The organism is Haloarcula sp. CBA1115, assembly GCF_000827835.1.
GTDB classification, from domain to species: domain Archaea; phylum Halobacteriota; class Halobacteria; order Halobacteriales; family Haloarculaceae; genus Haloarcula; species Haloarcula hispanica.
The window spans coordinates 1,426,684-1,452,657 of the sequence record NZ_CP010529.1; the positions used below are offsets into that span (position 1 = coordinate 1,426,684).

At 65.7% G+C, this 25,974-nt stretch carries 22 protein-coding genes and 1 pseudogene; 10 read left to right on the forward strand and 13 right to left on the reverse strand.

Translation table 11 applies throughout. The annotated features are described in order from the left end of the window. From SG26_RS07085 to SG26_RS07095, 3 genes are all read right to left on the reverse strand, one after another. Window positions 1–228 carry a hypothetical protein gene (locus SG26_RS07085; RefSeq protein ID WP_225306728.1) on the reverse strand — a complete coding sequence of 76 codons (228 nt, stop codon included), beginning with the start codon at window positions 226–228 and terminating at the stop codon, window positions 1–3. Between the two features lie 32 nt (window positions 229–260). Beyond that, entirely contained in the window at window positions 261–467 is a 207-nt protein-coding gene (locus tag SG26_RS07090) for a hypothetical protein (RefSeq protein WP_050037197.1), read from the reverse strand. Window positions 468–726: 259 nt separating this feature from the next. Then, a complete protein-coding gene (locus SG26_RS07095; protein ID WP_050037198.1) occupies window positions 727–1,992 on the reverse strand; it encodes a tRNA(Ile)(2)-agmatinylcytidine synthase in 1,266 nt (421 codons plus the stop codon). Between the two features lie 128 nt (window positions 1,993–2,120). Between SG26_RS07095 and SG26_RS07100 the strand changes: the two genes are divergently transcribed. Beyond that, entirely contained in the window at window positions 2,121–3,089 is a 969-nt protein-coding gene (locus SG26_RS07100) for a transcriptional regulator (RefSeq protein WP_050037199.1), read from the forward strand. Window positions 3,090–3,147: 58 nt separating this feature from the next. On the opposite strand, the gene SG26_RS07105 is transcribed toward SG26_RS07100, so the two are convergent. Next, the gene (locus SG26_RS07105) at window positions 3,148–3,396 is read right to left on the reverse strand and encodes a glutathione S-transferase N-terminal domain-containing protein (RefSeq protein WP_014041566.1); all 249 of its coding nucleotides are present in this window, start codon (window positions 3,394–3,396) and stop codon (window positions 3,148–3,150) included. Window positions 3,397–3,482: 86 nt separating this feature from the next. After that, window positions 3,483–4,034, reverse strand: coding sequence for an orotate phosphoribosyltransferase (pyrE, locus tag SG26_RS07110; RefSeq protein ID WP_014041567.1), 552 nt, complete (start codon window positions 4,032–4,034; stop codon window positions 3,483–3,485). Between the two features lie 86 nt (window positions 4,035–4,120). Here pyrE and glmM point away from each other — a divergent pair, with 86 nt between their 5' ends. Further along, complete coding sequence (gene glmM, locus SG26_RS07115; protein WP_050037200.1) at window positions 4,121–5,500, forward strand: phosphoglucosamine mutase; 1,380 nt, start codon at window positions 4,121–4,123, stop codon at window positions 5,498–5,500. Here the strand turns inward: glmM and SG26_RS07120 are convergent. The 6 genes and pseudogenes from SG26_RS07120 to SG26_RS07145 form a co-directional block, all read right to left on the reverse strand. Then, window positions 5,485–6,636: a hypothetical protein gene (locus SG26_RS07120; protein ID WP_050037201.1), complete on the reverse strand. Its 1,152-nt coding sequence runs from the start codon at window positions 6,634–6,636 to the stop codon at window positions 5,485–5,487. The two genes, glmM and SG26_RS07120, sit on opposite strands and share 16 nt — an antisense overlap. Continuing rightward, window positions 6,636–6,998 (reverse strand): phosphoribosyl-AMP cyclohydrolase, encoded by a 363-nt coding sequence (gene hisI, locus SG26_RS07125; protein WP_050037202.1) that lies wholly within the window; start codon window positions 6,996–6,998, stop codon window positions 6,636–6,638. The genes SG26_RS07120 and hisI overlap by 1 nt, the downstream gene beginning before the upstream one ends. 47 nt (window positions 6,999–7,045) lie before the next feature. Next, entirely contained in the window at window positions 7,046–8,071 is a 1,026-nt protein-coding gene (locus tag SG26_RS07130; RefSeq protein WP_050037203.1) for an A24 family peptidase, read from the reverse strand. Window positions 8,072–8,173: 102 nt separating this feature from the next. Further along, the gene (gene fer1, locus SG26_RS07135; protein ID WP_004590522.1) at window positions 8,174–8,563 is read right to left on the reverse strand and encodes a ferredoxin Fer1; all 390 of its coding nucleotides are present in this window, start codon (window positions 8,561–8,563) and stop codon (window positions 8,174–8,176) included. Window positions 8,564–8,688: 125 nt separating this feature from the next. After that, window positions 8,689–9,896, reverse strand: a pseudogene (locus tag SG26_RS07140) (inorganic phosphate transporter). 69 nt (window positions 9,897–9,965) lie between these two features. Further along, on the reverse strand, window positions 9,966–10,886 hold the full coding sequence (locus SG26_RS07145; RefSeq protein ID WP_050037204.1) for a hypothetical protein: 921 nt from the start codon (window positions 10,884–10,886) through the stop codon (window positions 9,966–9,968). 110 nt (window positions 10,887–10,996) lie between these two features. Between SG26_RS07145 and hisA the strand changes: the two genes are divergently transcribed. Then, window positions 10,997–11,731: a 1-(5-phosphoribosyl)-5-[(5-phosphoribosylamino)methylideneamino]imidazole-4-carboxamide isomerase gene (gene hisA, locus SG26_RS07150; RefSeq protein WP_014041574.1), complete on the forward strand. Its 735-nt coding sequence runs from the start codon at window positions 10,997–10,999 to the stop codon at window positions 11,729–11,731. On the opposite strand, the gene SG26_RS07155 is transcribed toward hisA, so the two are convergent. Then, window positions 11,728–15,438: a glycoside hydrolase family 97 catalytic domain-containing protein gene (locus tag SG26_RS07155; protein WP_050037205.1), complete on the reverse strand. Its 3,711-nt coding sequence runs from the start codon at window positions 15,436–15,438 to the stop codon at window positions 11,728–11,730. The genes hisA and SG26_RS07155 overlap by 4 nt on opposite strands. 165 nt (window positions 15,439–15,603) lie before the next feature. Between SG26_RS07155 and SG26_RS07160 the strand changes: the two genes are divergently transcribed. After that, window positions 15,604–16,206, forward strand: a complete 603-nt coding sequence (locus tag SG26_RS07160; protein ID WP_014041576.1) for a class I SAM-dependent methyltransferase — start codon at window positions 15,604–15,606, stop codon at window positions 16,204–16,206. 7 nt (window positions 16,207–16,213) lie between these two features. Here the strand turns inward: SG26_RS07160 and SG26_RS07165 are convergent, their stop codons facing one another. Then, window positions 16,214–16,606, reverse strand: coding sequence for a nuclear transport factor 2 family protein (locus tag SG26_RS07165; RefSeq protein WP_014041577.1), 393 nt, complete (start codon window positions 16,604–16,606; stop codon window positions 16,214–16,216). A gap of 105 nt (window positions 16,607–16,711) precedes the next feature. On the opposite strand from SG26_RS07165, the gene mutS reads away from it, so the two are divergent. The 6 genes from mutS (at window position 16,712) to SG26_RS07195 (ending at window position 25,667) form a co-directional block, all read left to right on the forward strand. Further along, entirely contained in the window at window positions 16,712–19,477 is a 2,766-nt protein-coding gene (gene mutS / locus SG26_RS07170; protein ID WP_050037206.1) for a DNA mismatch repair protein MutS, read from the forward strand. A gap of 74 nt (window positions 19,478–19,551) precedes the next feature. After that, window positions 19,552–21,492 (forward strand): ATP-binding protein, encoded by a 1,941-nt coding sequence (locus SG26_RS07175; protein ID WP_050037207.1) that lies wholly within the window; start codon window positions 19,552–19,554, stop codon window positions 21,490–21,492. Window positions 21,493–21,591: 99 nt separating this feature from the next. Next, window positions 21,592–22,608, forward strand: coding sequence for an ABC transporter ATP-binding protein (locus SG26_RS07180; protein WP_050037208.1), 1,017 nt, complete (start codon window positions 21,592–21,594; stop codon window positions 22,606–22,608). Window positions 22,609–22,627: 19 nt separating this feature from the next. Beyond that, window positions 22,628–23,473: an ABC transporter permease gene (locus SG26_RS07185; protein ID WP_014041581.1), complete on the forward strand. Its 846-nt coding sequence runs from the start codon at window positions 22,628–22,630 to the stop codon at window positions 23,471–23,473. A 141-nt stretch (window positions 23,474–23,614) separates the two neighbouring features. Next, window positions 23,615–24,421 carry an outer membrane lipoprotein carrier protein LolA gene (locus SG26_RS07190; RefSeq protein ID WP_228841575.1) on the forward strand — a complete coding sequence of 269 codons (807 nt, stop codon included), beginning with the start codon at window positions 23,615–23,617 and terminating at the stop codon, window positions 24,419–24,421. A 61-nt stretch (window positions 24,422–24,482) separates the two neighbouring features. After that, a complete protein-coding gene (locus tag SG26_RS07195; RefSeq protein WP_050037210.1) occupies window positions 24,483–25,667 on the forward strand; it encodes an outer membrane lipoprotein carrier protein LolA in 1,185 nt (394 codons plus the stop codon). Window positions 25,668–25,974: the final 307 nt, after the last annotated feature.

Genomic DNA, 25,974 nt, shown 5'->3' on the forward strand with positions numbered 1-25,974 from the left:
CTACCGCATCAGCAGTGTCGAGACCGGAAAGTCGGCATCGACGGAGAGCCACTGGTCCTCTACGTCTGTCGTGTCGACATCCGGCGCGTAGCAGATGAGTCGCTCACTGCCGTCGGGACGGGAGCGTACCACGGCAGGTAGCGTTCCCTCGTCAGCGTCAGCCGCTGCCGTCACCGCACTCGTCGACCGGGTATCGGAGTCCATGTCTCGGTTCACGACAGGTATCATTATTGTTACCTGTCGGTTATCGGGCGTAAGGGCTACTGAACGTCGTCAAGCGGAACGAGAAGGTCCGACGAAACGGCCAGCCAGTTCGCTTCCAGTTCGGAGGGCGTGCTGCCGGGCGGATACAGGATCGAGCGCTGGCCGCCGCCCGCAGCCGGCTCGTGTTCGACAGTCAATAGCTTCTCGGCGGCCATGCCGTCCGTCGTATTTCGCCGGTGGGTGTCTGCCCCTTCGGTGCTCATGGCCGCACATAACGGTATATCAATATTGTTATCCGTAGTCTAAATCGAGGTATATCCCCGTATTACCGGAATATTCGTGGTGCTTACTCGACGGTAGCCGGTTCGAACCAGATAGAAGACAGGACCAGGGCCACGATTGATTGTCGGGTGGGATGTTTACGCGACGATGTCACACCGCATTCGAATTGTCGGATCTGATTTCCGGATAATGTCGTCCCCGAGGTCGAGAGAGACCGGTACACCGCGACGCTAATCGGTCTCAGCGGGACGGGTGAGTGGGCGCGTCGAACCCGCCACGGACCAGCGGCTTCGCGATGTGGCGGCGTGCAACCGGCGGCACTTCGTACCAGCCGCGTTCCAGTCCCCGCTCGATTGACTGCTCGACCTTGCCGTCGGCGCTGGTCCCGCAGTCCCGACACCGATAGCCCTGGTTCCGGCCGGCGGATTTCATCGACCGCCCACAGTCCGGGCAGTCCGGCGTGACGGGTTCCGTCCGAACGAGTTCCCGGACCGCGAACTTCTCCAGTTTGAGCGTGCCGTCAGTCACTTCGCCACAGGCGGTGATTCGGTCGCCCACCCTGAGCGAGCGGACCCGGTCGCGAAAGCCCTTTGTCGGCTCGAAGGCCGCACAGTCGAGGGTCGTATCGTCGCCCTCGAGCGTAACGAACACATGCCCGCCCTCCCGCGTTTCGGGGGCGTCGACCACGTCGCCGGTGACGCGGTAGGCGCTGTCAGCCGTGACCGCGTCGACAGCGGCGTCCTGTAGATGGACGTCCGTCCCCTGGTTCGTCACGAACGTCGCTCGCCGGGCGATGGGTTCGCTGTCGATCGCGTCGGCAACGGCGCGGCAGGCGTCGGGGTCGTCGCCGCGGATCCCGTAGAGAATCGGACACGGCGTCCGGGGAACGCAGACCGGATAGCCCGATGCACGGTCGACAGTGTCCCACACGTCGGGGTAGTACTCGGCCGCTACGTCGCGGACGCTCTCGCCGTCGACCGCCCGCTCAGTGCCCCACCGGTCTCGCTCCCGGTAGGCGATGTGTTCGTAGGTCCAGTCCGACAGCGCGGCCCAGGCCCCGACCGCCGCGAGCGCGCCGACGAGCCCGCGGCCGTTGCCCCGCTGACAGCGGGCGAACCCGACCACGTCAGCTAGCGTCGTCGCGGCCATCGGGTCCTGTATCGACTGGATTGTCTCGCAGGCGAACGTTGCGACCTGCGGTGGGACGTCTTCGGGGTCGCAGTCCGCGACGATAGCGCCGGGGTTGGTCCGGGGGTCGTCGGTCTCGGCCATGTCGAGCACGTCCCCGGCCAGTTCAAGCGCCGTGTCGGCGTCGAGGTCCGTATGCACTGCCAGCGCCGCGTTCCCGCGGGTCTTGTGCTCAACGGCGGGGTTCAGTCGGACGAGGAGCAGTCGCTCGACGGTCCCCCCGGCGTCGTGTATCGACTCCGCGAGGCTGGCGGCGGCGTAGGTCGTACACATCCCCCGCTCGCGCGAGTCCGTATCATCGAGGCCGACGACAGTCACAAGCGCCTGTAGCCCCGAAACGGTCAAACCCCTTTCGTCACGCTGTCGGTAGGAGCCTGAGAGGTCAACGAACGGCGCAATGCATATAATGGGTGAGCGGGCTAGACTCAGTAGAGGTACAGAGTACTATGTCACGGTCGGCGCTGGTGGAAAACGTCATGGCGATGCTCGAAGACGCTGGCTTCCTCGTCAGCGACCGCTGTGCGATTCGTCCGAAGAGTTTCGACATCGCTGCCCGTCGCGGTGAGGACGTGTTGCTCCTGAAGATACTGGGCAACATCGACGCCTTCGACGCACAGACCGGGGGCGAGATGCGGCGACTGGGCACGTACCTGAATGCTACACCGATCGTAGTCGGACTCCGGACCCGTGACGAGGAACTGAAACCCGGCGTCGTCTACTTCCGGCACGGCGTCCCCGTGCTGTCGCCCGACACCGCGATGGACCTGTTCGTCGAGGAGGTCCCACCGCTCATCTACGCCGCTCCGGGCGGACTCTACGTCAACATCGATTCCGAGATTCTCGCCGACGTGCGCGAGGACCGCGACTGGTCGCTCGGCCGTCTGGCGAAGGAACTTGGCGTCTCCCGACGGACGGTCTCGAAATACGAGGACGGGATGGACGCCTCCGTCGAGGTGGCCGCCGAACTGGAGGACCTGTTCGACGCGCCGCTGACCTCGCCGGTGAGCGTCCTCGACGGCGCCGAGGAAGTCCGGGACGACGAGCCGACACCGGACGACCCCGCCGTCGCACCGGAAGACGAGCCGATTGTGACGGTATTCACTCGTATCGGCTTCGAAGTCCACCCGACGGACCGCGCGCCGTTCAAGAGCGTCAACGAGAGCGACGACGAGCACGGGCAGGTCCTTGCCGGTCACTCGGCGTTCACCGAGACGGCCGAGAAGCGGGCCCGTATCATGTCCTCGGTCGGCGAGGTGACCCGGACCCGTTCGGTGTACGTCGTCGACGAACTCCGACGGGAGTCCGTCGAGGGGACCGCGCTCATCGAGAAAGAGGAGATGGAAAACATCGAGGACGCCATCGACCTGCGCGACCTCATTATGGAGCGCGGCGAGGAACCCGAGGAAGTGGCCTGAGCGGGCGCTCTCAGTCTTCGCTGTCACGTAAAAACGAGAACTACCGTAAGCGCCGAGTCTACTGCCCGTACGTTTCTTCGAGGTACTCGACGATGTCGTCGGATTCAGGCATCCCGTCGACGCCGTTGTCCTCGTCGACGAGGACGGGAACGCCCGTCTGGCCCGAAACCTCCTTCACTTCGGTCCGATCGCCGTGGGACCGCGGGACCATGTGGGATTCGTAGTCGAGGCCCAGCTCGTCGAGTTTCTTGATTACCTTCGCACAGTACGGACAGCCTTCGAGTTCGTAGAGTTCGAGATTAGCCATTTGCACTCGTGGGTAGGCGAGCCAGCGTCAAGAACACATCGGTGGTGTGCTCGTCTCGTGCAGGGCCGAGAGCGTTCCGACCAGCGCTATACGTCGATATCGTCGGGTGCGTCGGCGAGCAGGTCAGAGGCAGTCACGAGCGAGGACAGTTCGAGGTCGTGGTCGGCGAGGTTCTCGCTGGCCCCCTCCTCGCGGTCGACGACGACGAGCACGCGGTTGACGATAGCGCCGGCCTCGCGGAGCGCCTCGGCGGCGTCGACCGCACTCTGGCCGGTCGTCGCGATGTCTTCGAGGATGATGACCTCCTCGCCGTCGGCCAGATCCCCTTCGATTCGGTTGCCCGTGCCGTACTCCTTTGCCTGCTTGCGGGCGATGACGTAGGGAATGCCCGTCTCGACACTGGTGACCGCGACCAGCGGGACTGCGCCGAGGGCGACGCCGGCGAGCGTGGCGTCCGTGTCCCACTCGGCGATGCGCTCGGCGAAGGCCTCGGCGATGCGGTCCAGACAGTCGGGGTTGGTCTCGAAGACGTACTTGTCGACGTAGTAGTTCGACGTGCCGCCGTGGGAGAGCTCGAACTCCCCGAACTTGACGGCGTCGGCGTCCCGCAGCGCCGCGATGAGGTCGTCGTTTGCCATACGCTCACTGCACGGTCACGGGGCTAATGACTGTTGAATTCGGACAGCGACATTCCTAAGCCCCTCCGCATCAGACACTCGCTCGAATGCAAGTGTTCGGGTCGAGTGGCGTCCGAGGTGTCGCGGGCGATGAGCTGACACCGCGGTACGTCCTTCGGGTTGCACAGGCCGCCGGGGACGTCTGGCGTGACGACCACGACCGCGTCGCGATCGCCCGGGATACGCGGACGACCGGGCGGACGTTTATCAACGCCGCGACAAGCGGGCTGACGGCCGTCGGGTTCGACGTCGACCGCCTCGGCGTCGTGCCGACACCGGGGTTGCAGGCCTACTGCGAGCGTGAGTCGGTCCCGGGCGTGATGATTACCGCGAGTCACAATCCGGCCGCGTACAACGGCGTGAAGCTCATCGGCGCGGACGGCGTCGAACTGACGCGGGACACGCTCGACCACGTCGAGCAGTCCCTCCGGGACGACACCCCGACCTACGCGGACTGGGAGACAGTCGGGTCCGACACCGCCATCGCCAGCGCTCGCCGCCGCTACCGCGAGCAGGTGCTGTCTGCCGTCGACCGCGACCGCATCGCCGACGCCGACCTCACTATCGTCGTCGACTCCGGCCACGGCGCTGGCTCCCTCACCAGCCCCGACCTGTTCCGCGAACTCGGCTGTGAGGTCCACACCGTCAACACCCAGCCCGACGGCCACTTCCCCGGCCGCGACCCCGAACCCGTCGCCGAGAACCTCGGAGACCTCCGGGCGTTCGTCCGGGCGACCGACGCCGACCTCGGCTTTGCCCACGACGGCGACGCCGACCGCGGGATGTTCGTCGACGAGACCGGAACCCATATCGAAGGTGACGCCGCACTGGCCGCGCTCGCGGCGGCGAAAATCGAGTCGGGCGACGGCGTCGTCTCGGCGGTCAACGCCTCCCAGCGGCTGGTCGACGTCGTCGAGGACGCCGGCGCGACCCTCTCGCTCACCCCCATCGGCTCGACGTACATCGTCAGCCGCATCCGCAAACTGCAGGACGAGGGGACCCACGTCGCGATTGCCGGCGAAGGCAACGGCGGCATCCTCTTCCCCGACTACCGCATCGCCAGAGACGGGGCGTTCACCGCCGCGAAGTTCCTCGAACTCGTCGCCGAGCGGCCCGCGAGCGAGGTGGCCGCGGACTACGACGACTACTACAACGTCCGGCGAAACCTCGAATACGAGACCGAAGACGAGCGCGAAGCAATGCTCGAAGGCATCGAGGCCCACGCGAACGACGCGACGGCCGACCTCGACACGACGGACGGCTATCGCCTCGACTACGGCGACGGTTGGGTGCTCGCCCGACCGTCCGGCACGGAGCCCGTCGTCCGTGTCTACGCCGAAGCGCGCACGCTCGACCGCGCCGAAGAGCTGGCCGAAACGATGGTGAGGCGAGCAACCCAGCAGGCTGACACTTACAGCGGCGAATAAGTCTCCAGCGCGTCGTCGATAGCTGCCCTGGCCTCGCGGGCGGTCGATAGTTCCTGCTCGACAGCACCGCTTGCCAGCCGTTCGCGCTCGGATTCTGTGAGTTCTGCCCGAGCGACGGCGCTCTCCCGGAGCCGCTCGTAGTCGTCCCGCTCCGCGAGTCCACGCACCTCCCGTAGCCCCGCGACCACGGACTCGTCGGCGAAGCGGGCGACAACCGAGCGGTACTCACGGCAGAACCACGGCAGAGCGTCGGCCGACGGCGGCGGCCAGTCGATCCGCACCGGCTCGGCGTCGAGTCGCCGGAGGTACGTCTGCCGGGTGGCGACGGCGCTACGGAGCGCCGCGGCGTCGTCGACGTAGTGGTCCAGCTTCGAGGCGGAGTAGTCAGCGTACTCCAGTAGTTTCGGAATCGGCTCCCGGCCGGCGTCGTGCTCGCGGACGTAGGTCAGCAGTTCCGCGGGTGGGGACCGGAACTCGACCAGCGGGTACGCGTCCGACCGATCGATAACTGCCAGCGCGTCCTTAGCCGGCGTATTGCGGCGAAACTCGGTGAACGCCTCGGTGACGGCGTCGTTGTAGCGCTCGATGGGGTCACGGAGATGCTCGACCGGAGCATCGAGATCGGCGTCGCCGAGACGCTGGAGGCGTTCCAGGTCGTCGATGCGGTCGCTCAGTTCGTCGCGTCGACGGTTCGCCTCGGTCCGGGCTTTCTTGTACTGCTCGCGTGCGTCGTCGAGTTCGTCGAGTCGCCCGACGAGGTCGCCGATGGGCGACAACATCTCGCGGGCCTGCTCGAAATCGCCCTCGGTGAGTCGCCGCTGCTGGAGGAAATCGTCGATTTCTTCGAAGGTATCGCGCTCGGGCAGATCCTCGGGGAGATCGTCGGTCAGCGTCCCGACCCGGCCCTGAAACTCCATGAACGCCTCGAAGTCGCCGCCGCCGGTCGCCCGGCCGTCGTAGCTGTCTAGCAGGTTCCACAGCTCGCTGTAGATGTCACGGCAGTCACGCAACGCGTCGGCACCGACCTCCTCGACACGCGTCTGCGCTCGGTCGTGCGCATCGGCGGCCTGTTCGAGGTTCTCGACGGCGTCGGGGGTTCCTGCACTGCTTTCGATCTCAGTATCGGATCGCGCCATCAGTAGACGTCGTCCGGGTCAAACACTTGCTCACCGACCGTCTCGCCGTCGACAGTCCGGTGGAAACAGGACTCGTAGCCGGTGTGGCACGCCCCGCCGGTCTGGTCGACGACGTACAGCAGCGCGTCCCCGTCGCAGTCGACCCGCACCTCCTCGACGGTCTGGGTGTGGCCGCTCGTGGCCCCCTTGTGCCAGAGTTCGTCGCGGCTCCGCGAGTAGTAGTGGGCCTCCCCCGTCTCTCGGGTCTTCCGCAGCGCTTCCTCGGTGACGTAGGCGAGCATGAGTACCTCGCCGGTGTCGGCGTCCTGTGCGACAGCGGGGATGTACTCCTGCTCGTCGAACGCGAGGTCGACCTCGGTCATACTCGGGCGGAGGCGTGTCCGAAAAATAGGTCTTCTGCTACCGGGGGTCACGCGAGCCCAACAGCCTGCAACAGCGAGAACAGCACGTCGCCGTAGGTGAGCGAGACGACAAGCCCGGCGAACATCGGGACGAGGAACGGAATCCCGGGCGAAATCCACACCTCGTCCTGTTCGGCGAGCACGTCCAGTCCGTCACGGAGCTGGGCCGGCGACGTGCCGTAGGCGGAGTGGTCGATGTCGTCTAAGAACTGCTCTGCACCCCACGGATCGTCGATGTGGTCGGGACGGTCGGTCTCATCGGCCCCGGCGTCACGGTTTGCCGGCTCGTCCACGTCGTCGGCCACCGGGTCGCCGCCGTCGGTCGCCAGCGAGCCGTCGCCGGGGTCGTTCGGGACCGCCGGGATGGAGGTCGGCAGCCGATGCTGCTCGGGATCGGCACGGATGTCAGCAAGCGAGCAGCCGCGCCACTGGAGGTACATCCGGAGGGCGTCGAGGTCGAGGCCGCCGCGGTCGAAGCCGTCGGGGGATTCGAGCAGGCGGCCGTACTCCTCGGTGACGTTGGCGGCGGCGACGGGCCGCCCGATGAACATCGCCAGCGAAAAACGACCACGGGCGAGGTTCCCGGCAGCGACGGCAAGCGGGTAGACGATGCCAGCAAGCACAGTGTTCGAGAGGATCGTCAGCGAGAACACGCCGATAGCGCTCTGCTGGAGCGGGAGCGCGACGCTTGGCATTGGCAGGTAGTACACCGGATAGACGGGAAAGAGGACGGCGACGAGCATGAACGCCTTCGCGTCGGCCCCGCCGAACCCGCCGATGAGCCAGAAACCGTACGACAGCGGAACGACGAAGCCGAGACTGATCGCGACTCTGATGAAGAACAGCCGCTGGCCGACCGCTGTCGGGCCGGCCCAGACGGTGTAGGCGTCCCACAGCAGGAGCACGACCGCCAGCACGGCAAGCGGGGTCCAGGTCCGGTTGGGCACCCGGCGGGTTTTCACGTCGCGGTAGGCCGCCCACCCGAACACCGGGACGGCGACCAGCCGAAGCAGGTCCGGTATCGACCCAAGCACGGCTGTACGCAATACAGGGGTACCCCTAATGGTTCCGATACGACGGCTGTCGAAGGCAGTCGCTGCTGGAAGAAGAAAGTGTAGTGCGCTGCAGGAGCCGCGTTAGATGACGCGGTTCTGCAGGTAGTCGAGGTGCTTGGCGTTGTAGACGATCTTGACCTCGTCGGCGTCCGGGCTGCCGATACAGGTCAGGCGAACGTTTTTGTCTTCGACTTCCTCGTCGCTGAGGATCTGCTGCATGTCCATGTCGATGTCGCCTTCGAGAACGATGGCGGCACAGTTCGCACAGGCACCGGCGCGACACGAGAAGGGCCAGTCGTAGCCCTGCGCCTCGGCGGCTTCCAGGATGTACTCGCCTTCGTTCACCTCGAGGGACCCGTAGTCCTCACCGTCGAGGTCCATATCTGACGCCTCTGCGAAGACGTCGTCGTCGTACATGTCCCAGCCGTTATCGTCCACTACTTCGTAGTTAAGGTACTCTACCGTGGGCATCACCTGATTGGTTCGAACCCCGCCCTGTTAGACTTTGCCCTTCGGTTTTAGGCCGTGCAAAATAATGAGGGACAACGCGGGGATTCGTCGGAAACCGACGACAGCTGTTCGGGACCGATCACCGCTCAGGCAATCGGCAAAAACTTGAATACCAGATACGCCGCGAGCGTCGCGATCGAGGGGACGATGTTCTGAAGGAAAATCACTCTGGCGGTGGTCCCGGGTTCGAACAGGTCCGACGCCGACGGGATGTCCTCCCGCGATTCCTCGCCGATGGGTTCGGTCTCGGCCGGCTTCGGCGTCCCCTTTTTCCCGCCGACAGTCGGCGCATCCGCGGCTTCCGCGTCGGTGGTCAGCGCACCGACAGACGCGACGGGCGTCTCACCCTGCACAGTGTCGGAGAGGCTCGTCGTTCGCGTTGCACGGCCCCAGCCGAGCCCGACGATGCTCATCGTGGCGATGATGACGAAACTCGCCGGAATACCCAGCGCGGAGAGGAAGGTGACGATGGTGGAGGCAACTGCCGCAACCACGATGGCGGCGACCAGCGGGAGGTCGGTCAGGTCGTTGCCGACCGTGTCCATCGTTCGACGGGCGATGGTAAAGGCACCGAGGCCGATAGCGCCACCGCCGAGCAGGATAGCCGGGTACATATCTAGCGAGCCGTTCCCCACGAGGGGGCGACGGCGTTGGCGACGTTCGACGCGCCCGCCGAGAAGGCCATGTAACAGCCGATACCGATGACGACGACGGTCCCGACGAACTCACGCGGTGTCGTGTTCTCCCCAAGTGACGGCCGTGGAATCGAACCGGACCGGTCGAAATCCAGTAGCGACCCCTCGCTCTGGGAGACAGCGAACCACTCGACGAGGCGCGGGTAGAAGTACCGGCCGATGACCCCGCTGACCCAGAAGGCGATGATCGGGGAGACGAGCCACCACGAGACGATTTCGAGCATCAGGGCGGCGTTTAGCGTCCCGCGAGCGAGGCCGAGACCGGCGATAGCGCCGACAGCCGTCATCGAGGTCGACGCCGGGACGCCGACCACGTTCGAGAGAAACAGCGCGACACCGATGAAAAACAGCACGACGATGCTGATGAGCGGGGAGAAGGCGGTCTCGACGAGGTCACTCCCGAGGCTTTCGACGACTTCCGGGCCGACGATGAGTCCCCCAGCCAGCGCGAAGATGGTCATCAGGGCCGCCGCGGACAGTTTCGAAAGCGTATCTGACCCGACTGCAGGCCCGAACGCGACACCCGTCGAAGAGCCCCCGATATTGAACCCGACGAAGATAGCCACCAGAACACCGAGGGCAAAGAGAACTTCGACCATACAGGTGCCAGTCCCTCACTGGGTTAAAACGTACCGAACGGGTAATGTGCCAAGCGACGGCGACCGCCGCTACGACGACCGCTCGTCCGAGCCACCGTCGTCGGTGTCAGACTTGCCACCCTCGTCAGCGAGGTGCTCGTCGTCGGCCGGCATCGTCTCCTCGACCTCCGCCGCGGTCTCCTCGACTTCGTTCGCCGTTTCCTTGGCCGCTTCGACCTCGTCGGTGACCGATTCGGCGGTCTGCTTCGCATCGCTGGTCTTGTCTTTGACCTCCGTGGTCTTGTCTTTCACTTCGGTCGTCCTGTCTTTCGCTTCCGTCGCCTTGTCCTTGACTTGGGTCGTCTTGTCTTTCACTTCGGTCGTCTTGTCCTTGACTTGGGTCGTCTTGTCCTTGACCTCGGTCACCTTCTCGGCGGCGTCCTCGTCGCCGGTCTCGGTCGCAGTCTGTTCGACTTCGTCGGCCGTCCGCTCGACTTCGTCCGCGGTCTCCTCGACCTCGTCGACGGTCTCCTCCACTTCGTCCGCTGTCTGCTCGACCTCGCCGGCCGTCTGCTCGACTTCGTCCGCGGTCTGTTCGACATCTTCGGCGGCCTCGTCGACAGTCTCGGCCGCGTTTTCGACCTCGTCGGCGGTCGTCTCCAGTTCCTCGGCTGTCGTTTCCAGTTGCTCGGCGGCCTCTTCGAGTTCAGCGGCCTTCGTGGCGACGTCCTCGTTCGTCCGTTCGAGGACGTTCGCGAGGACGAGGAACTGTAGCAAGCCGACGACGACGAACGCCGAGATGGCGACACTGGCGGCGGTCGCAAGCACCGACACCGTGCCGGCACCGAGCGGGAGAACACCGAACGCGGCCAGCCCCCAGGCCAGCGCCAGGCCGACGGCGACGACCATCACGGCCTGTTCGAAGAGCTGGTACTCGCGCTCGTACGGCCCGAACATGATCGCTTCGAGCCGACGGGCGAGCGGTGTGAGGACGAGTGTAGCAGTAACCATGTCGGACCTTTCCCATCACGCCGTAAAAGGATGGGGGTGAATTTGTGCAGACAGCCGTCCGTACACGGTGGACCGACACGCTTTCGACGGCCGCCGCCGGACCACCGGCCATGTACCCCGAATTCGAGGTCGTCCCCGCGGTCGACATGCAGGACGGACAGGTGGTCCAGCTGGTCGGCGGCGAACGCGGCACCGAAAAAACCTACGGCGATCCGGTCGAGGCCGCACAGCGGTGGGTCGACGCCGGCGCGCGGACGCTCCATCTCGTCGACCTCGACGGCGCGTTCGAGGGCGAGCGACGGAACGCGGCGGCCATCGACGCCGTCCTCGACGCGGTGGGAGCCGACGTGGACGTGCAACTCGGCGGCGGCATCCGAACCGCCGAGGACGCCGTCTCGCTGCTCGACCGCGGGCTTGACCGCGTCATCCTCGGCACGGCGGCCGTCGAAACGCCGGAGATCGTCCGCGAAATCAGCGACGAACACCCCGGTAGTGTGCTCGTGAGCCTCGACGCGAAGGACGGCGAGGTGGTCGTCTCCGGATGGACCGAAGGCACTGGTCTGGACCCCGCCGACGCCGCCGAGCGGTACGCCGACCTCGGGGCCGGCGGCATCCTCTTCACCGACGTGGATGTCGAGGGGCAGCTCGAGGGGGTTCGGACCGACCCGGTTCGCCGACTGGTCGACAGCGTCGACATCCCCGTCGTCGCCAGCGGCGGCGTGGCAACCATCGACGACGTGCTCGCGCTTCGGTCGGCCGGGGCCGCCGCCGTCGTCGTCGGCAGCGCGCTCTACGAGGGGCAGTTCACGCTCGACGCGGCGATTGACGCGCTCGCCGAGGATTAATCGAGCGGGACGAACGGCAGCGTCGCCCGCGAGTCGGCACTGTAGGCCAGCGCGTCGGCCTGACTGACGCTCTCCGGTGTCGTCAGGTCCATAATTCGCGGTGCGTTCTCGACTGCACCGGGCTTGGCACCGCCGAAGACGTAGCCCCCGGCTTCTTCGGCGACTGGCCGGAGCGACCCGCGGTCCTCCGACTGCACCATCGCGACGACTTCGAGGTCCGCCGCGTCCGCGCCGCCGACGGCCTCGCGGTCGAGGCTGAGCGTGACTGTCCCCGCGTCCACGTCGACGGTCTCGCCGAGGGAGACCGCGTCCCCGTCGGCGTCGGTCAGCGTCGCACCGCTGGCGTCGACCGCGCTCTTTGAGAAGCCGCTGATTTCGATGCGGTACTGCCACGGGGCCTCGAAGTCGACGGTCGCGCCGAGGTCGTCGAGGCTGGTCGTCGACCCGCTGTCAGCGCTCGGGTCGCGCAGCCAGAGGACGAACCACTGCGGCGAGAAGCCGCGGCTACTGCCGAAAGCGTTGTAGAGAGTCGCCACCTTGAAGGTGAAGCGATGGAGGCTCGGTGTCTGTTCGACCGTCAGCGACTCCAGGTCGAACGCGCCGTCCTCGAAGTCACCACTGGTCGGATACGTGTACGCACCTGGACCGGTGTCGTCGCCGGACGGGTCGGCGAGTTCGGCCACCGTCGCCGGCGGCTTGACCGTCACCGTTCCGCTGGCGAGCGTCGTGCCGTCCGGGAGCGCGACTGACACGTCGTAGTCGCCGGCCGCGTCGATGCTGTAGCCGAACTCGTAGGTGGCGTCGCTTGTGTTGGGCGGGAAGCGGACGTTCGCTGTCCTGACAGTCTCGCCGTCGACGCGGAGCGTCACCGTGGTCCCGCCGATGAACGCCCCGTCGTTGCGCCCAGTGGCCCGGATGAACGGTTCTTGGATGAACACCTCGTCGCCGATGGTGACGTCGAAGTCCTGTGCTGGCCGCTCGTACGCCGGCAGGTCGTTGATATCCTGACCTGTTGCGCGCCGGAAGCGGACAGCCGTCCCGCCGCTGCCGACCATCGACGCGAGCAGGGTCGTCCCCGGTGTGACGACGGCCTCGTCGACGCGAACGTCGGTCAGGTTCTCGTCGTAGGCCGCGTCGATGCCGTCGGAATAGATTTCGGCGACGTACTTCGGGCCGTTAGGGCCGGTACCGTTGCCGCTGGCTTCGTTCGTCCCGTTCTTCTCGCCGTTGTCGTTCCCCGGCCCCTGTCCGTTGCTATCCGAAGCGGGCGAGAGGAACGACAGGGGTACGTCGATGGCGCGGCCGCCCCCGTCAGTCATCGCGCCGAGATACCATTCCTCGCCTTTCTGCCGTGCCGTGACCATGTAATCGCCGATCTCGGCGTCGATGACGCGCGTGTCGTCCCAGCCCGCGGCGGGCACGTCCTCGATAAACTGGAACGCCTCGACGGTCTCGCCGCGGATGGGAGCTGTCTCGGGGTCGGGCATCGGCGCGCCGGTGTCGGTGACGGCGACGGCGTCGAGGTTGAGGCCCCCGGTGTCCTCGGCGGTCAGCGAGAGGGCGATTTCGTCCTCGTCGCCGGACAGCGAGACGGTCGTCGAGACGCTCTCCCAGACGTCCCAGTACTCCGTGGGCGGGAACGTGACCTGGCCGGCCGCGGAGCCGTTGACAAGCACCGACGCAGTCCGGTCGGTGTCCGCGCCGATGGCGTTCTCCTCGGCGTCGCTGGCGTACCGGAAGTGAACGTCGTACTCGCCCTCGTCGGCGTCCTCGACGGTCCAGGAGACGGTCGCACCGGGCGCGGCGCTGTTGGGGTCGATGGCGACGTACTGCTCGCCCTGAGCGTTGGCCCAGCGGGCGGCCGTCGAGAAGCCCTCGATGTCGCCCCACTCGGCCTGGGCGACTTCGCCGACGGCGGCCGTCGGCGGCTGGTCGGCCAGATAGGAACTGGGTAGGTCGGCGGCCATCTGGAGGCCGCTGAAGTACGTCGGGTACATCGCCAGTTGCTTGGCGCGCGTGGTCTCGATGCCGCCCGACCCCGAGTCCATGTCGAAGATGCCCGGCGTGTACTCGACCGGCCCGCCCAGCATCCGCGTGAACGGGAAGGTGACGTGGTGTTCGGGGCTCACGTCGCCGAAGGAGTCGTACTCCTGGCCTTTGACCCCCTCGCGGGTCATCAGGTTCGGGTAGGTCCGCCGGCGGCCGGTCGGGTGAATCGGCTCGTGTATATCGAGCATCTGTCGATTGGCCGCCGCCGTCTCGGCGACCAGCGTGTGGTGGTTGACCAGTATCTGGTTGTGGTGGCTGTAACGCTCGCCCGCAAGGTCACCGCTGTCGGAGACGTAGCCGTTCTTGATGGTCCGGATTCCGAGGTCATCGTACAACGAAAATGCCTCGTCGAGCTGTGATTCGTAGTTCCGGAAGTCCCCGGCCGTCTCGTTGTGCATCGTCATCTGGGTCGGCGGGTCGAGGCTCGCGCCGTAGTCGGTCACTTCCGCCAGATCGAAGTCCGGATACGGTGTGGAGAAATCGAAACTGCTGCCATCGCCCGGATAGCTCGACCAGCCCTCGTTCCAGCCCTCGACGAGGACGCCGGGGATGTCGTGCTCGCTGGCGAAGTCCATGTACTGCGTGGCGCGGCCGGTCTGTGCGCCGTGGTTGCCGGAGGTCTCCCCGGTGTACTCCCAGTCGGCGCGGCCGGTTATCATCAGCCACCAGACGCCGATGAACTTCTGGGGCTCTATCCAGTCGATGCCCTGCGTGAACACCTCCTCGTCGTAGTCTTCGTTGAGGTTCACCACCAGATTCGACTCGACGAGGTCGCCGGCGCTGGTCCCCACCTGAACTGTTCGCCATGGGGTGACGTGCGGGGCCGACGCCGACACCTTGGTCCCGTCGGGTAGCGGTGCGAGCGTCGACTCGAAGGTCGTGTCGCCGGCGTCCGATGGCGTGAGCGCGAGCGAGGCGTAGTCCGTGAGGTCGGCCTCGTGGACGGCGAGGTGACGGCCGTCGTCGGTTCGCATCGTCATCGGCGTGTGGACGCCGTCGAAGCCAGTGCCGTCGAGTTCGCCGGCCACCTCGCTCAGCGGCGTCTCCTCGTACTCCACCTCGAAGTTGTTGTAGTCGTTGGGAATCCACCACGAGGTGTAGTCCCCGGCGAAATTGTACTCGGTCCGCTCGGATGTGACGACGAACTGGTCGCCGAAGGGCTCCCCGAAGATGAATCGGAAGCCGACGCCGTCGTCGAACACCCGGAAGACGAGCGTCCCGAACCGCTCCGCCCCGGTCGACTCCGCGACCCCCAGCCGGAGTTCCGTGTACCGCTCGGTGATTTCGTCGTAACGGTCCCAGACTGGCGTCCAGGACGTATCGACCTCGGTTCGCTCGCTCCCGGTGACGGCCAGACCCGAACGGAACGGGTCCTGATTCCGGAACTCGAAGCCCAGTTCGGACTCCCCAATGAGCGTCGTCCCGTCGTGTGCGACCTCGTATGTTGCCACACCGTCGCTGACATCGACAGTGAGTGTTACTGCCCCGTTAGGTGACGAGATAGTCTGTGTGGCCGAGTCGTCGCCGTCTGTCACCTGTGCGGCAGCGTCGTCGGAGACGGAGACCGAGAACGCCGACGCGGCCAGCAGCGAACCGACCCCACCGAGGAACTGTCTTCGGCTCGGGTTAGATTTGGGCTGTGATTCTTCTTCAAACATCGAGTCGTTCCTCCCGCGGATAAGTAATAAAAGTTCACCTAGATTGCATACCAGTTGGTCAATGAATCAGTGAACACCATCGGAATATCGTGTTGGAGTCGAAATAGGGAGGTGACTGTGGAGAGGTAGCTGAACGCCTATCCGGCTTGCACACATAGTGTAGACATGGACCGCAACGAGGTGCGCCACGCGTGGGACAGTGTCTCCGAGACCTACGCCGAGCGGCGCGACCCGACCGGGTCGGACGCAGCCCTGCTCGACGACCTGCTCGAACGGCTCCCCGGAGCGCCGACAGTTCTCGACGTAGGCTGTGGTGACGGCGCGCGGACGCTTGCGAACCTCCCGCCGAACAGCGTCGGTCTGGACTTCTCGCGTGCGGGTCTGAACCTCGCCGCCGAGACAGTACCGGACAGCCGGCTCGTGCAGGGTGACATGACGGCGCTCCCGGTTGCGACCGACGGCGTTGACGCAGTCACGGCCTACCACGCCGTCTTCCACGTCCCGCAGGACCAGCACCCGACGGTCTACCGTGAGTTCGCTCGCGTGCTCCGACCGGGCGGTACCGTGTTGATGACACTGCCGAGCGGCCAGTTCGAAACCGTCCGGCGCGGCTGGATGGGCGGGTCGATGTTCTTCTCGGCACCGGGTCGGCGGGCGACGCTCGACCAGTTGGCCGACGCCGGCTTCACCGACACGGAGACCGTCACTGCGACGGACCCCCTCGGGAGCGATAGCGAGTTCGTCTTCGCCACGCTTGACGGCGATTAGCGACCGCCTACTCCCCTAGGTCGTCGGCCGTGCTGACGTGCATGCCGACGAACTGCCACTCGCGCGCCTCGCCGGTAGCTTCGAGGGTCCCGCTCCAGCGCGTGTCGTACTCGTGGCGGACCGTGCCCTCGGTGTCGGTCCAGCACAGGTCGACGGCGTCGCTGAACCACGCGTAGCCCTCGCGTTCTGTCACCCGGAGCGCATGGCTCTCGACAGTCCAGTCGGCCGTCGTCTCGGTCTGTTCCCGTAGTCCTGTTCCGATAGCGCCGGTTCCGACCAGTTGTTCAGAGATGCCGAACTTGACCACCGAGCGGTCTGCGTCATCGGCGAAAAAGGGGCCGAGCGGCTCGCCGGCCCGGAGCGCGGCGTAGTAGGCCGCGATAGTCTCTGCTGCGTTCATACTCGGCCCTACGGCCTGTGGCCCCTTCACTGGCCACGCCCGGCGGCCGCGAACACGCTCTCCCGACCCGCAATCCTTACGCCCGGGACGGCCACACGGACGTGTATGACAGAGGCGACGGGAATCGTCGGGGAGTTCCTCACGCTCAAGGAGGGGACCGACGCGGACCTGCTGGCGATGCAGTGTGGCGACTTCTACGAGTTTTTCGACGAGGACGCCGAAATCGTCGCCGACGAACTCGACCTGAAGGTGAGCCAGAAGTCCTCGCATGGCTCGTCGTATCCGATGGCAGGGGTTCCGGTCGACGACCTGACGCCGTACGTCTCCGCGCTGGTCGAGCGGGGCTACCGGGTCGCCATCGCCGACCAGCACGAGACCGAGAACGGCCACGCTCGCGAAATAACGCGGGTCGTTACGCCCGGAACGCATCTAGAGACCGGCGACGAGTCGGCGCAGTACCTCGCCGCGGTGGTTCGGGAGGCCAGCCGGGACGGCGGTGACACCTACGGTATCGCGGCGACGGACGTGACCACGGGCCAGTTTCAGGTCACACAGCTCGACGACGCCGACGCGGGCGAGGCGCTGACAGAGCTGTACACGTTCGGGCCGGCCGAGATTCTTCCCGGCCCGGAGCTCCGGAACGACGACGCGTTTCTGGACCGCCTGCGCGAGCGGACGGACGCGGCGCTGACGCTGCACGACTCGGCGTCGTTCGAGCCGGGCCGGGCGCGCCACACCGTCCGCGAGCAGCTCGGGAGCGAGACGGTCGATAGCGTCGGTATCGGCGAGCAGAGCGTGGCGGTCCAGGCCGCCGGCGCGGTGCTGTCCTACGTCGAGGACACCGGGGTCGGCACGCTGGCGGCCGTCACGCGGCTGCAGGCCTACGGCGAGCGCGACCACGTCGACCTCGACGCGACGACCCAGCGGAACCTCGAACTCACAGAGACCATGCAGGGCGACAGTTCGGGGTCGCTGTTCGACACTATCGACCACACGGTCACGGCCGCCGGCGGGCGACTGCTCCAGCAGTGGCTCCAGCGGCCCCGGCGAAACCGGACCGAACTCCAGCGCCGGCAGTCCTGCGTGGCGGCGCTGTCGGAGGCGGCGATGGCCCGCGAGCGGATTCGAGAGACGCTGTCGGACGCCTACGACCTCGAACGGCTGGCGGCGCGGGCCACGTCGGGGAGCGCCGACGCGCGGGACCTGCGAGCAGTTCAGGAAACCCTGGCGCTGCTGGGGCAGGTCGCCGACGCCGTCACCGAGACCGAGCGGCTGGCCGAGTCGCCGCTCGCCGACGCGCTCGACGGGGCCGACCGCGAGGCGGCCGACGCGCTGGCCGCGGACCTCGACAGCGCACTGGTCGCTGACCCGCCGGGAACGATCCGGCAGGGCGGACTGTTCAAACGGGGGTACGACGACGACCTCGACGAGATTATCGACGAGCACGAGGCCGCTCTGGAGTGGCTGGAGACGCTGCCGGACCGCGAGAAGGAGCGGACCGGCATCACCCACCTCTCTGTCGACCGGAACAAGACCGACGGCTACTACATCCAGGTCGGCAAGAGCGAGACCGACGCCGTCCCCGAGGAGTACCAGCACATCAAGACGCTGAAAAACTCGAAGCGGTACACGACACCCGAACTCGACGAGAAAGAGCGGGACGTGCTGCGCTTGGAGGAGCGCCGCCACGACATGGAGTACGAGCACTTCCAGCGGCTCCGGGCGCGCGTGGCTGAGCACGCGACGCTACTGCAGGACGTGGGCCGGACGCTGGCGGAACTGGACGCATTCGCGTCACTGGCGGTCCATGCCGTCGAGAACGACTGGACCCGGCCGGCGGTCGTCGACGGCAACGAACTATCCATCGAGGCCGGCCGTCATCCGGTCGTCGAACAGACCACCGAGTTCGTCCCGAACGATCTCTACATGGACGACGACCGACAGTTCCTCATCGTCACCGGGCCGAACATGAGCGGGAAGTCGACGTACATGCGCCAGGCGGCGCTCATCACGCTGCTTGCCCAGGTGGGCAGTTTCGTGCCAGCGCGGTCGGCGACAGTCGGTCTGGTGGACGGCATCTTCACCCGCGTCGGCGCGCTGGACGAACTCGCACAGGGCCGCTCGACGTTCATGGTCGAGATGCAGGAGCTATCCAATATTCTCCACTCGGCCACCGACGAGTCGCTGGTGATTCTGGACGAGGTGGGTCGCGGAACCGCTACCTTCGACGGCATCTCTATCGCCTGGGCGGCGACGGAGTACATCGTCAATTCCATTCAGTCCAAGACGCTGTTTGCGACCCACTACCACGAACTGACGGCGCTGGGCGAGGAACTGCCGACTGTCGAGAACGTCCACGTCGCGGTCGACGGCGAGCCGCGGTCCGCGGAGGGCGACGGCGACGTGACGTTCCTCCGAACGGTCCGAGACGGGCCGACCGACCGCTCCTACGGCGTCCACGTCGCCGACCTCGCTGGCGTCCCCGAGCCGGTCGTCGGTCGCTCACAGGAGGTGCTCGACCGCCTGCGCGACGACAAGGCCATCGAGATTCGGGGGAGCGAGCGGGACGACGGTGGGACGACGCAGGCCGTGTTCGACCTGGATTCGGGGCAGTTCAGGGACGGCACGGCCGGGTCGGCGGGCACGTCGGCCGATTCGGGGACTAAGCCGGTTGCGACCGACGGCGATCCCGAACACGCGCCCGGCGAGTCCGCAGCCGAGAGTCCTGCAGGCGACGCGGCTGCGACGTCGCTCGACCCGGAAACCGAGGCCGTCCTGTCGGAACTGACGGAACTGGACGTCAACGAGACGCCGCCGGTCGAGCTGATGGCGAAGGTACAGGAGTGGCAGGCTGAACTGGACGACGAGTAGCAGACGCCACCCGATTTTCAACGGAGATACTCACGCCCGAAAGGGTATAGGGGAGTTGTCACTGCTAGAAGGCAATGACCGACCGGATCCGCGTTCTCCACGTCGACGACGACCCGGCTGTCGTCGAAGCGGCCACGAGCGCTCTGGAACAGGAGCACTGTGGCATCACGGTCGAGACAGCGACGAGCGTTGCCGACGGCATCGAACGGCTCGACAGCGACGCGTTCGACTGTGTCGTCGCCGGCTACGACCTGCCGGAGCAAACCGGCGTCGAGTTCCTCGACGCGGTCCGCAAGCGAGCGCCGGACCTGCCGTTCGTCCTGTTCACCAGCGAGGGGAGCGAAGCAGCCGCCAGCGACGCGATTTCCGCCGGTGTCACCGAATATATCCGGGTCGACGGCGGCGCCGAGCCGTACGCACGGCTCGCACACACCGTCGTCGACGCCGTCGAACGGACAGCCGACGACATCGAACACGCACAGAGCACGCGACGCGAGCGTGCTATCGAGGAGTTACACTCCACCGCCAGGGCGTTCATGCGAGCCACGACTGAGGATGCGGTTGCCCAAGTCACAGTGGACACCGCCAGAACCATCCTCAATATGCCAGCCAATGGCGTCCACTTCGCCGACGGCGACAGCCTGTATCCGGTCGCCTGGACCGAACAGGTCGAGGAACTCATCGGCACGCCCCCGGTGTTCGAAGCCGGAGAAGCGCTCGCGTGGCAGGCTTTCGAAACCGGCGAGGCCCGGGTCCACGACGATATCACGTCGAGCCCGGACCGGTACAACCCGGAGACGGATATCCGCAGCGAGCTCATCCTTCCGCTCGGGGACCACGGCGTCCTCCTCATCGGGTCGAGCGAGGTCAGTGCGTTCGACGACACGGACGTCACACTCGCACGGACGCTCTCGGTCCACGCGACGGCGGCGCTTAACCGTCTCGACCGTGATCGCCAGCTCCGCGAGGAACGCGAGTTCATCGACCAGGCGCTGGATACGCTCGACGACCTGTTCTACGTCATCGGCACGGACGGCAGCCTTCGGCGGTGGAACGAGCGCATCCCCGAAGTCACGGGATACAGCGACGACGAAATCGGCGATATGGCTGTCGCTGACTTCTTCCCCGATGACGAGCACGGGGCAGTCGAAGCAGCGATAGACGAGACGCGAACCACCGGCCGAGTAACTCTCGAAGCCGAGATTCTGACTGCCGATGGAGAGCGGATTCCGTACGAGTTTGCCGGCACCCGGTTGACAGACGCTGATGGAGCGGTCGCCGGGACCGTGGGTATCGGGCGGGACATCTCCCAGCGCAGGGCGTACGAACGGCAACTGGAGCGAAAGAACGAGCGCCTCGACGAGTTCACCAGTATCGTCAGCCACGACCTCCGAAACCCGCTGACAGTCGCGGAGGGGAATCTGGAACTGGCCAGAACAGAACGCGACAGCGACTATCTCGACGAGGTGTCGCGTGCCCACGAGCGAATGCGAGCGCTGATAGACGACCTCCTCACCTTCGCACGCGCCGGCGAAACGGCGACCGACCTCGAATCCGTCACGCTCGCAAACATCGCCGAGGAGTGCTGGCAGACCGTCGAGGGGGACCGGGCGACGCTCGTCGTCGAGGCCGACCGTCAGATCCGGGCTGATACGGCGAAACTCCGCCGGCTGGTGTCGAACCTCCTCCGGAACAGCGTGGAACACGGATCCACGCGCGCTCAGGCACCGTCCGACCGCACCGCGGAACACGACGAGGAGAACCTAACTGTGCGGGTCGGGACAGTCGAAGACACGGATCGGCACGGTTTCTACGTCGCCGACGACGGGCCGGGCATTCCATCGGAGGACCGCGAACAGGTGTTCGAGGGGGGCTACTCGACCGGCGAGAACGGGACCGGGTTCGGGCTCAAAATCGTCCAGCGGATCGCCGAGGTTCACGGGTGGACGGTCACAGCCACCGAGAGCGAGGCCGGCGGCGCGCGGTTCGAGGTGACAGGGCTCGAACCTGCCTGAGCAGACAGGCCAGTCGCCGAGTGCGGGCCAGCGACATCTGCGGCAGGCCCACTGCGGGACGTGACTGACCTTTTGGTTCTGAAGCCCTCAGTATGGGTAATGTCATCCCAGCGCCCTTCCCAGCGGGACTCGCAGACCGCCGAGCAGTCGGCTGCGCCGCGGGACGGAGCGACGCCTGCACTCGCCGTGGAGGGGTTGTCAAAGCAGTTCGGCAGCGGTGCAGACGCGGTGACGGCCGTCGACGACGTGTCGTTTCGCATCGAGCAAGGCACCGTTGTCGGCCTGCTGGGACCCAACGGGGCGGGCAAGACAACGACGATAAAATCGATTCTCGGGCTGGTGTTGCCTGATTCCGGAAGTGTTCGGATACAGGGTATCGACATGAGCGAGAAACCGCGGGCAGCCTACCGCCACGTCGACGGGATGCTCGAAGGGGCGCGAAACGACTACTGGCGGCTGACTGTCCGGGAGAACCTGCGCTATTTCTCGACCATCAAGGGCGTCAAGCCGGATGCCGTCGCCGACCGTCACGAGCGGCTACTGGAGAAACTCGACCTCCTGGAGAAGGCCGACGAGTCGGTCCGGGACCTCTCCCGCGGGATGAAACAGAAGGTGTCGCTGGCGAGTGTGCTGGCCAGCGAGTCCGATCTGGTGTTTCTCGACGAACCGACGCTGGGACTCGACGTCGAAAGCTCGCTGACGCTGCGTCGGGAACTGCGCCGCATCGTCGACGAGCGCGACCTCACGGCTGTCGTCAGCAGCCACGACATGGACGTCATCGAGGACGTCTGCGACCGGGTCATCATCATGAACGAGGGAGAGATCATCGCAGACGACAGCGTGGCGGCCGTCCTCGACCAGTTCACCGCGAACGCGTTCGCCGTCACCAGTCCGGACATCACCGACGACCTGCTTGCGACCGTCCGGGAGCGCTTCGAGGTGGTCGACGTGACGAGCGTCGAACGGGGCCGGCGCGTCGAGGTAGCGACCGATAGCGACGGGTTCTACCGCCTGCTTGCGCTGTGTCGCGACCACGATGTGACGCTTGCCACCGTCGGCACGGTCGAACCGGGTCTGGAGGACGTGTTCGTCGAAATCACGGGGCAGAAACGATGAGAGTGGCGGAGACGAGACGATGACCGCGAGCGCCGACACGCGCACAGAGGACAGTGATGGGACCAGTGCCCAGGCTGTCAGAGCCGCCATGCAGGCGGGCTATCTCGACCTCGCGCGGGCGGTGCTGTACCGCGAGTACCTCATCTTCGTCCGCTATCCGGCCAACGCCGTCGGCGGTATCGTCATCTCGGTGTTTTTCTTCGGCCTACTGTTCTACGGCGGCCGGATGCTCGCGGGACAGGCGATAACCGACTCCATCGAGGGCATCATCGTCGGCTACTTCCTGTGGTCGCTTTCCGTCGGCGCGTACCAGTCCATCTCGAACGACATCGGGAGCGAGGCCCAGTGGGGCACGCTCGAACGGCACGTCATGACGCCGTTTGGCTTCGCGCCGGTCGCGTTCTGCAAGGGTGTCGCGAAAGTCGTCCGGACGTTCATCACCTCGACAGTGGTGCTGGCGGTGATGCTTGCGATTACCGGGACGACGCTCCAGTTGAACGTCCTTACCGTCGTCGTCGTCGCGTCGTTGACCATCGCCTCGGTGCTTGGTCTGGGATTCGCTGCCGGCGGCGTCGCGGTGCTGTACAAGCGCATCGGGAACTGGCTCAATCTGCTCCAGTTCGGGTTCATTATCCTCATCTCCGCGCCCGTGTTCGAACTCGGCTGGACGCGGGTGCTGCCGCTGGCCCACGGGAGCGCGCTCCTCCAGCGGGCGATGGTCGACGGGACCCGACTCTGGCAGTTCTCGGCCATCGACTTGGGGCTCCTCGTCGGCGTCCCGGTCGGCTACGTCCTGCTGGGGTACGTCGTGTTCCAGTACACGACCCGTCGGGCCAGACGACTCGGCGTACTCGGCGACTACTGACTTCGGTAGACAGGAGGTTTTACTTGAGGTGCCGGTTATGTGATAGGTAACACTCTCGCTCGGGCTACGCACACAGCGTCGGGCGGTCCTCTGCCCTGCACCCCACAAATGGTCACTCGATATCTCTCATCGGAACGGCTGGTGCCCACCATTGCGACAGTGGTCGTCGTTGGTGTGCTGGCTGTTGCGACGTGGTCGCTCGTGTTCGCGAGTGACGGCGCCGCCGACCAACCCCAGATCGACAGGGACGTACAGCAACGCTACGAGTCGATAGACGGTGTCAGCGCGACCCAGACGACGATAGTCTCACAGAACGGGACAGTTACGAGCAGAACAACCTACGACGCGACGCTCCAACCGGGGACCCAGAAGAAACGGCTCGTACTCGTCAACAGTACGTCACAGGCGAATGACGTGCGTCTCTCGGACGGGTCGACGCTGTGGCTGTACAACGACAGTCGTGGAAGGGCAACACGAATACCCCTCTCCGAGACTGAGTCCGACAGAGGTGAGCGGCTACAGCGCCTCTTCACAAAACTCGACGAGTCGACAGCGGACCCCCGGTCAGTTGAACCACTCCCCGTTGTCCCTCGAGGCGAGCGACGGCCGGTCAACTCAACCGAGGGGATGACCGTCAGCTACCGGGGCACGGAGCCAGTTGACGGCCGCGAAGCGTACGTCGTCCATGTGACGCCGAGAAACGGGACAAAAGCATACGAGCAAACCGTCTGGGTCGACACACAGCGGTTTTTCCCGGCCAAGCAGCGGACTGCCTGGACGGCAGACGAGAAGCACACAGTCGTGACGACGAGGTATGCGAACGTCACGTACGACACCGGAGTTCCCCATGACGAGTTTGCCCCCGACTTCCCGGACGACACAGCAGTCAGCGTTCCGGTACCATCAGATAGGAGGTTTTACCTGCGCTGCCAGTTATGTGCTACATAATATTGTCGTTCAGACAGACCGAACGCAGTCGGGCAGTTCCCCACACCCGGTAACCTGATATATGGCCACTCGACACCTCACATCGGAACGACTGGTCCTCACCGTCGCGACGGTCGTCGTCGTTGGTGTACTGGCTGTTGCGATCTGGTCGCTTGCGTTCGCGAGTACCGGAACCGCTGATCAGCCCCAGATCGACGCGGACGTGCAACAACGCTACCAGTCGATAGACGGTGTGAACGCGACACAGACGACGACGATCACCCGGAACGGGACAGTTGCGAGCCGGACGACCTACGACGCCGCGCTCCGGCCGGGGACCCAGAAGAAACGGCTGGTGGTCGTCAACAGCACCGTCGAGCGATACGACCGCCGAGTGTCGAACGGGTCGATGCTGTGGCTGTACGACCAGCGCCGCGCGAAGGCGACACGCATCTCTCTCAGCAGAACCGATTCAGACCAGGGTGAGCGGCTGCAGCGTCTGTTTGCGAATCTCAACATGGAGACGACAACCGACACGACGACCGACTCACCGTCGGTTGAGCCGTTGCCCGTCGTTCCCCGCGGCGAGCAGCGGCCGACCGTCTCTGCTGGCTCGATGAGCGTCAGTTATCGCGGTACTGAATCAATCGACGGGCGTGACGCCTACGTCATTCATGTGGCACCGAAAGACGACACAGCGGCCTACGAGCAGACGGTCTGGGTGGACACAGAGCAGTTCTTCCCGGTGAAAAAGCGCACTGCGTGGACAGCCGACGGTGAGCGAACAGTCGTGACGACGACGCACACGAGCGTCACCTACGACACCGGTGTGTCCGAGGACGTGTTTACCCCCAACTTCCCCGACAACACGACTGTCACTGTCCCAGAGACGCCCGAAAGACAGACCTACGAGTCGGTCGGTGCGCTCGAAGCCGACACCGAGATCCAGGTTCCGGAGCCCGACATCCCGCCGGGGTACGAACTGACCTACGCGACGCAGACGCGGGGGCGGATCCACAGCGTCGGCCTCCGCTACATGAACCGGACCAGTCTCATCACTGTCGGCAAATACGACCGGCCCGCTAACAGGGACAGCGCCAGCGGAGCGGTGACAATCGACGGGCAACCGGCACAGGTCAGCTACGGACTGACAACCTCAGTTTCGTGGAGCTGTGAGCGCTACCGATACACCGTTCGCGGTGAGGGCGTGTCCGCGGACCGACTCGTCACGGTCGGCCAGTCAATCGGCTGTCCCGGCGGCGAGTGAGCACCCTCGCTGGCATATCAAGCCGCCGTTTTCTGGGCCAGAAGTTCGACTGCACGTTATATTATGGAACCGCTCCTCAATTCGAGTGCAGCGGCCCTGACAACACCGTGCCACCAGCGCCCTCCGGCAATAGCCGCTGTCTGTCCACCATACTGCCCTATGGTTCCCCAGGGCCGCCACCCTGGGGGGAATGTGGGCCAGGCCGCCCGCGAACTGGTCCCCTACCTCGCCCCACCTTCGCCCAAGGGCGGTGCCCTGACCCCACCGGTCTCCGCTGACACTGCGCCCTTCTCCGACGCGGCTGACT

Coding starts and splice junctions, on each gene's coding strand:
- SG26_RS07160 (WP_014041576.1), top strand. CDS start 15,604: ATGGACCGCAACGAGGTGCGCCACGCGTGGGACAGTGTCTCCGAGACC.
- SG26_RS07100 (WP_050037199.1), top strand. CDS start 2,121: ATGTCACGGTCGGCGCTGGTGGAAAACGTCATGGCGATGCTCGAAGAC.
- pyrE (WP_014041567.1), bottom strand. CDS start 4,034: ATGGCAAACGACGACCTCATCGCGGCGCTGCGGGACGCCGACGCCGTC.
- SG26_RS07085 (WP_225306728.1), bottom strand. CDS start 228: ATGATACCTGTCGTGAACCGAGACATGGACTCCGATACCCGGTCGACG.
- SG26_RS07185 (WP_014041581.1), top strand. CDS start 22,628: ATGACCGCGAGCGCCGACACGCGCACAGAGGACAGTGATGGGACCAGT.
- hisA (WP_014041574.1), top strand. CDS start 10,997: ATGTACCCCGAATTCGAGGTCGTCCCCGCGGTCGACATGCAGGACGGA.
- SG26_RS07155 (WP_050037205.1), bottom strand. CDS start 15,438: ATGTTTGAAGAAGAATCACAGCCCAAATCTAACCCGAGCCGAAGACAG.
- SG26_RS07090 (WP_050037197.1), bottom strand. CDS start 467: ATGAGCACCGAAGGGGCAGACACCCACCGGCGAAATACGACGGACGGC.
- SG26_RS07145 (WP_050037204.1), bottom strand. CDS start 10,886: ATGGTTACTGCTACACTCGTCCTCACACCGCTCGCCCGTCGGCTCGAA.
- SG26_RS07105 (WP_014041566.1), bottom strand. CDS start 3,396: ATGGCTAATCTCGAACTCTACGAACTCGAAGGCTGTCCGTACTGTGCG.
- fer1 (WP_004590522.1), bottom strand. CDS start 8,563: ATGCCCACGGTAGAGTACCTTAACTACGAAGTAGTGGACGATAACGGC.
- SG26_RS07165 (WP_014041577.1), bottom strand. CDS start 16,606: ATGAACGCAGCAGAGACTATCGCGGCCTACTACGCCGCGCTCCGGGCC.
- mutS (WP_050037206.1), top strand. CDS start 16,712: ATGACAGAGGCGACGGGAATCGTCGGGGAGTTCCTCACGCTCAAGGAG.
- SG26_RS07180 (WP_050037208.1), top strand. CDS start 21,592: ATGTCATCCCAGCGCCCTTCCCAGCGGGACTCGCAGACCGCCGAGCAG.
- SG26_RS07195 (WP_050037210.1), top strand. CDS start 24,483: ATGGCCACTCGACACCTCACATCGGAACGACTGGTCCTCACCGTCGCG.
- SG26_RS07120 (WP_050037201.1), bottom strand. CDS start 6,636: ATGGCGCGATCCGATACTGAGATCGAAAGCAGTGCAGGAACCCCCGAC.
- glmM (WP_050037200.1), top strand. CDS start 4,121: ATGCAAGTGTTCGGGTCGAGTGGCGTCCGAGGTGTCGCGGGCGATGAG.
- SG26_RS07175 (WP_050037207.1), top strand. CDS start 19,552: ATGACCGACCGGATCCGCGTTCTCCACGTCGACGACGACCCGGCTGTC.
- hisI (WP_050037202.1), bottom strand. CDS start 6,998: ATGACCGAGGTCGACCTCGCGTTCGACGAGCAGGAGTACATCCCCGCT.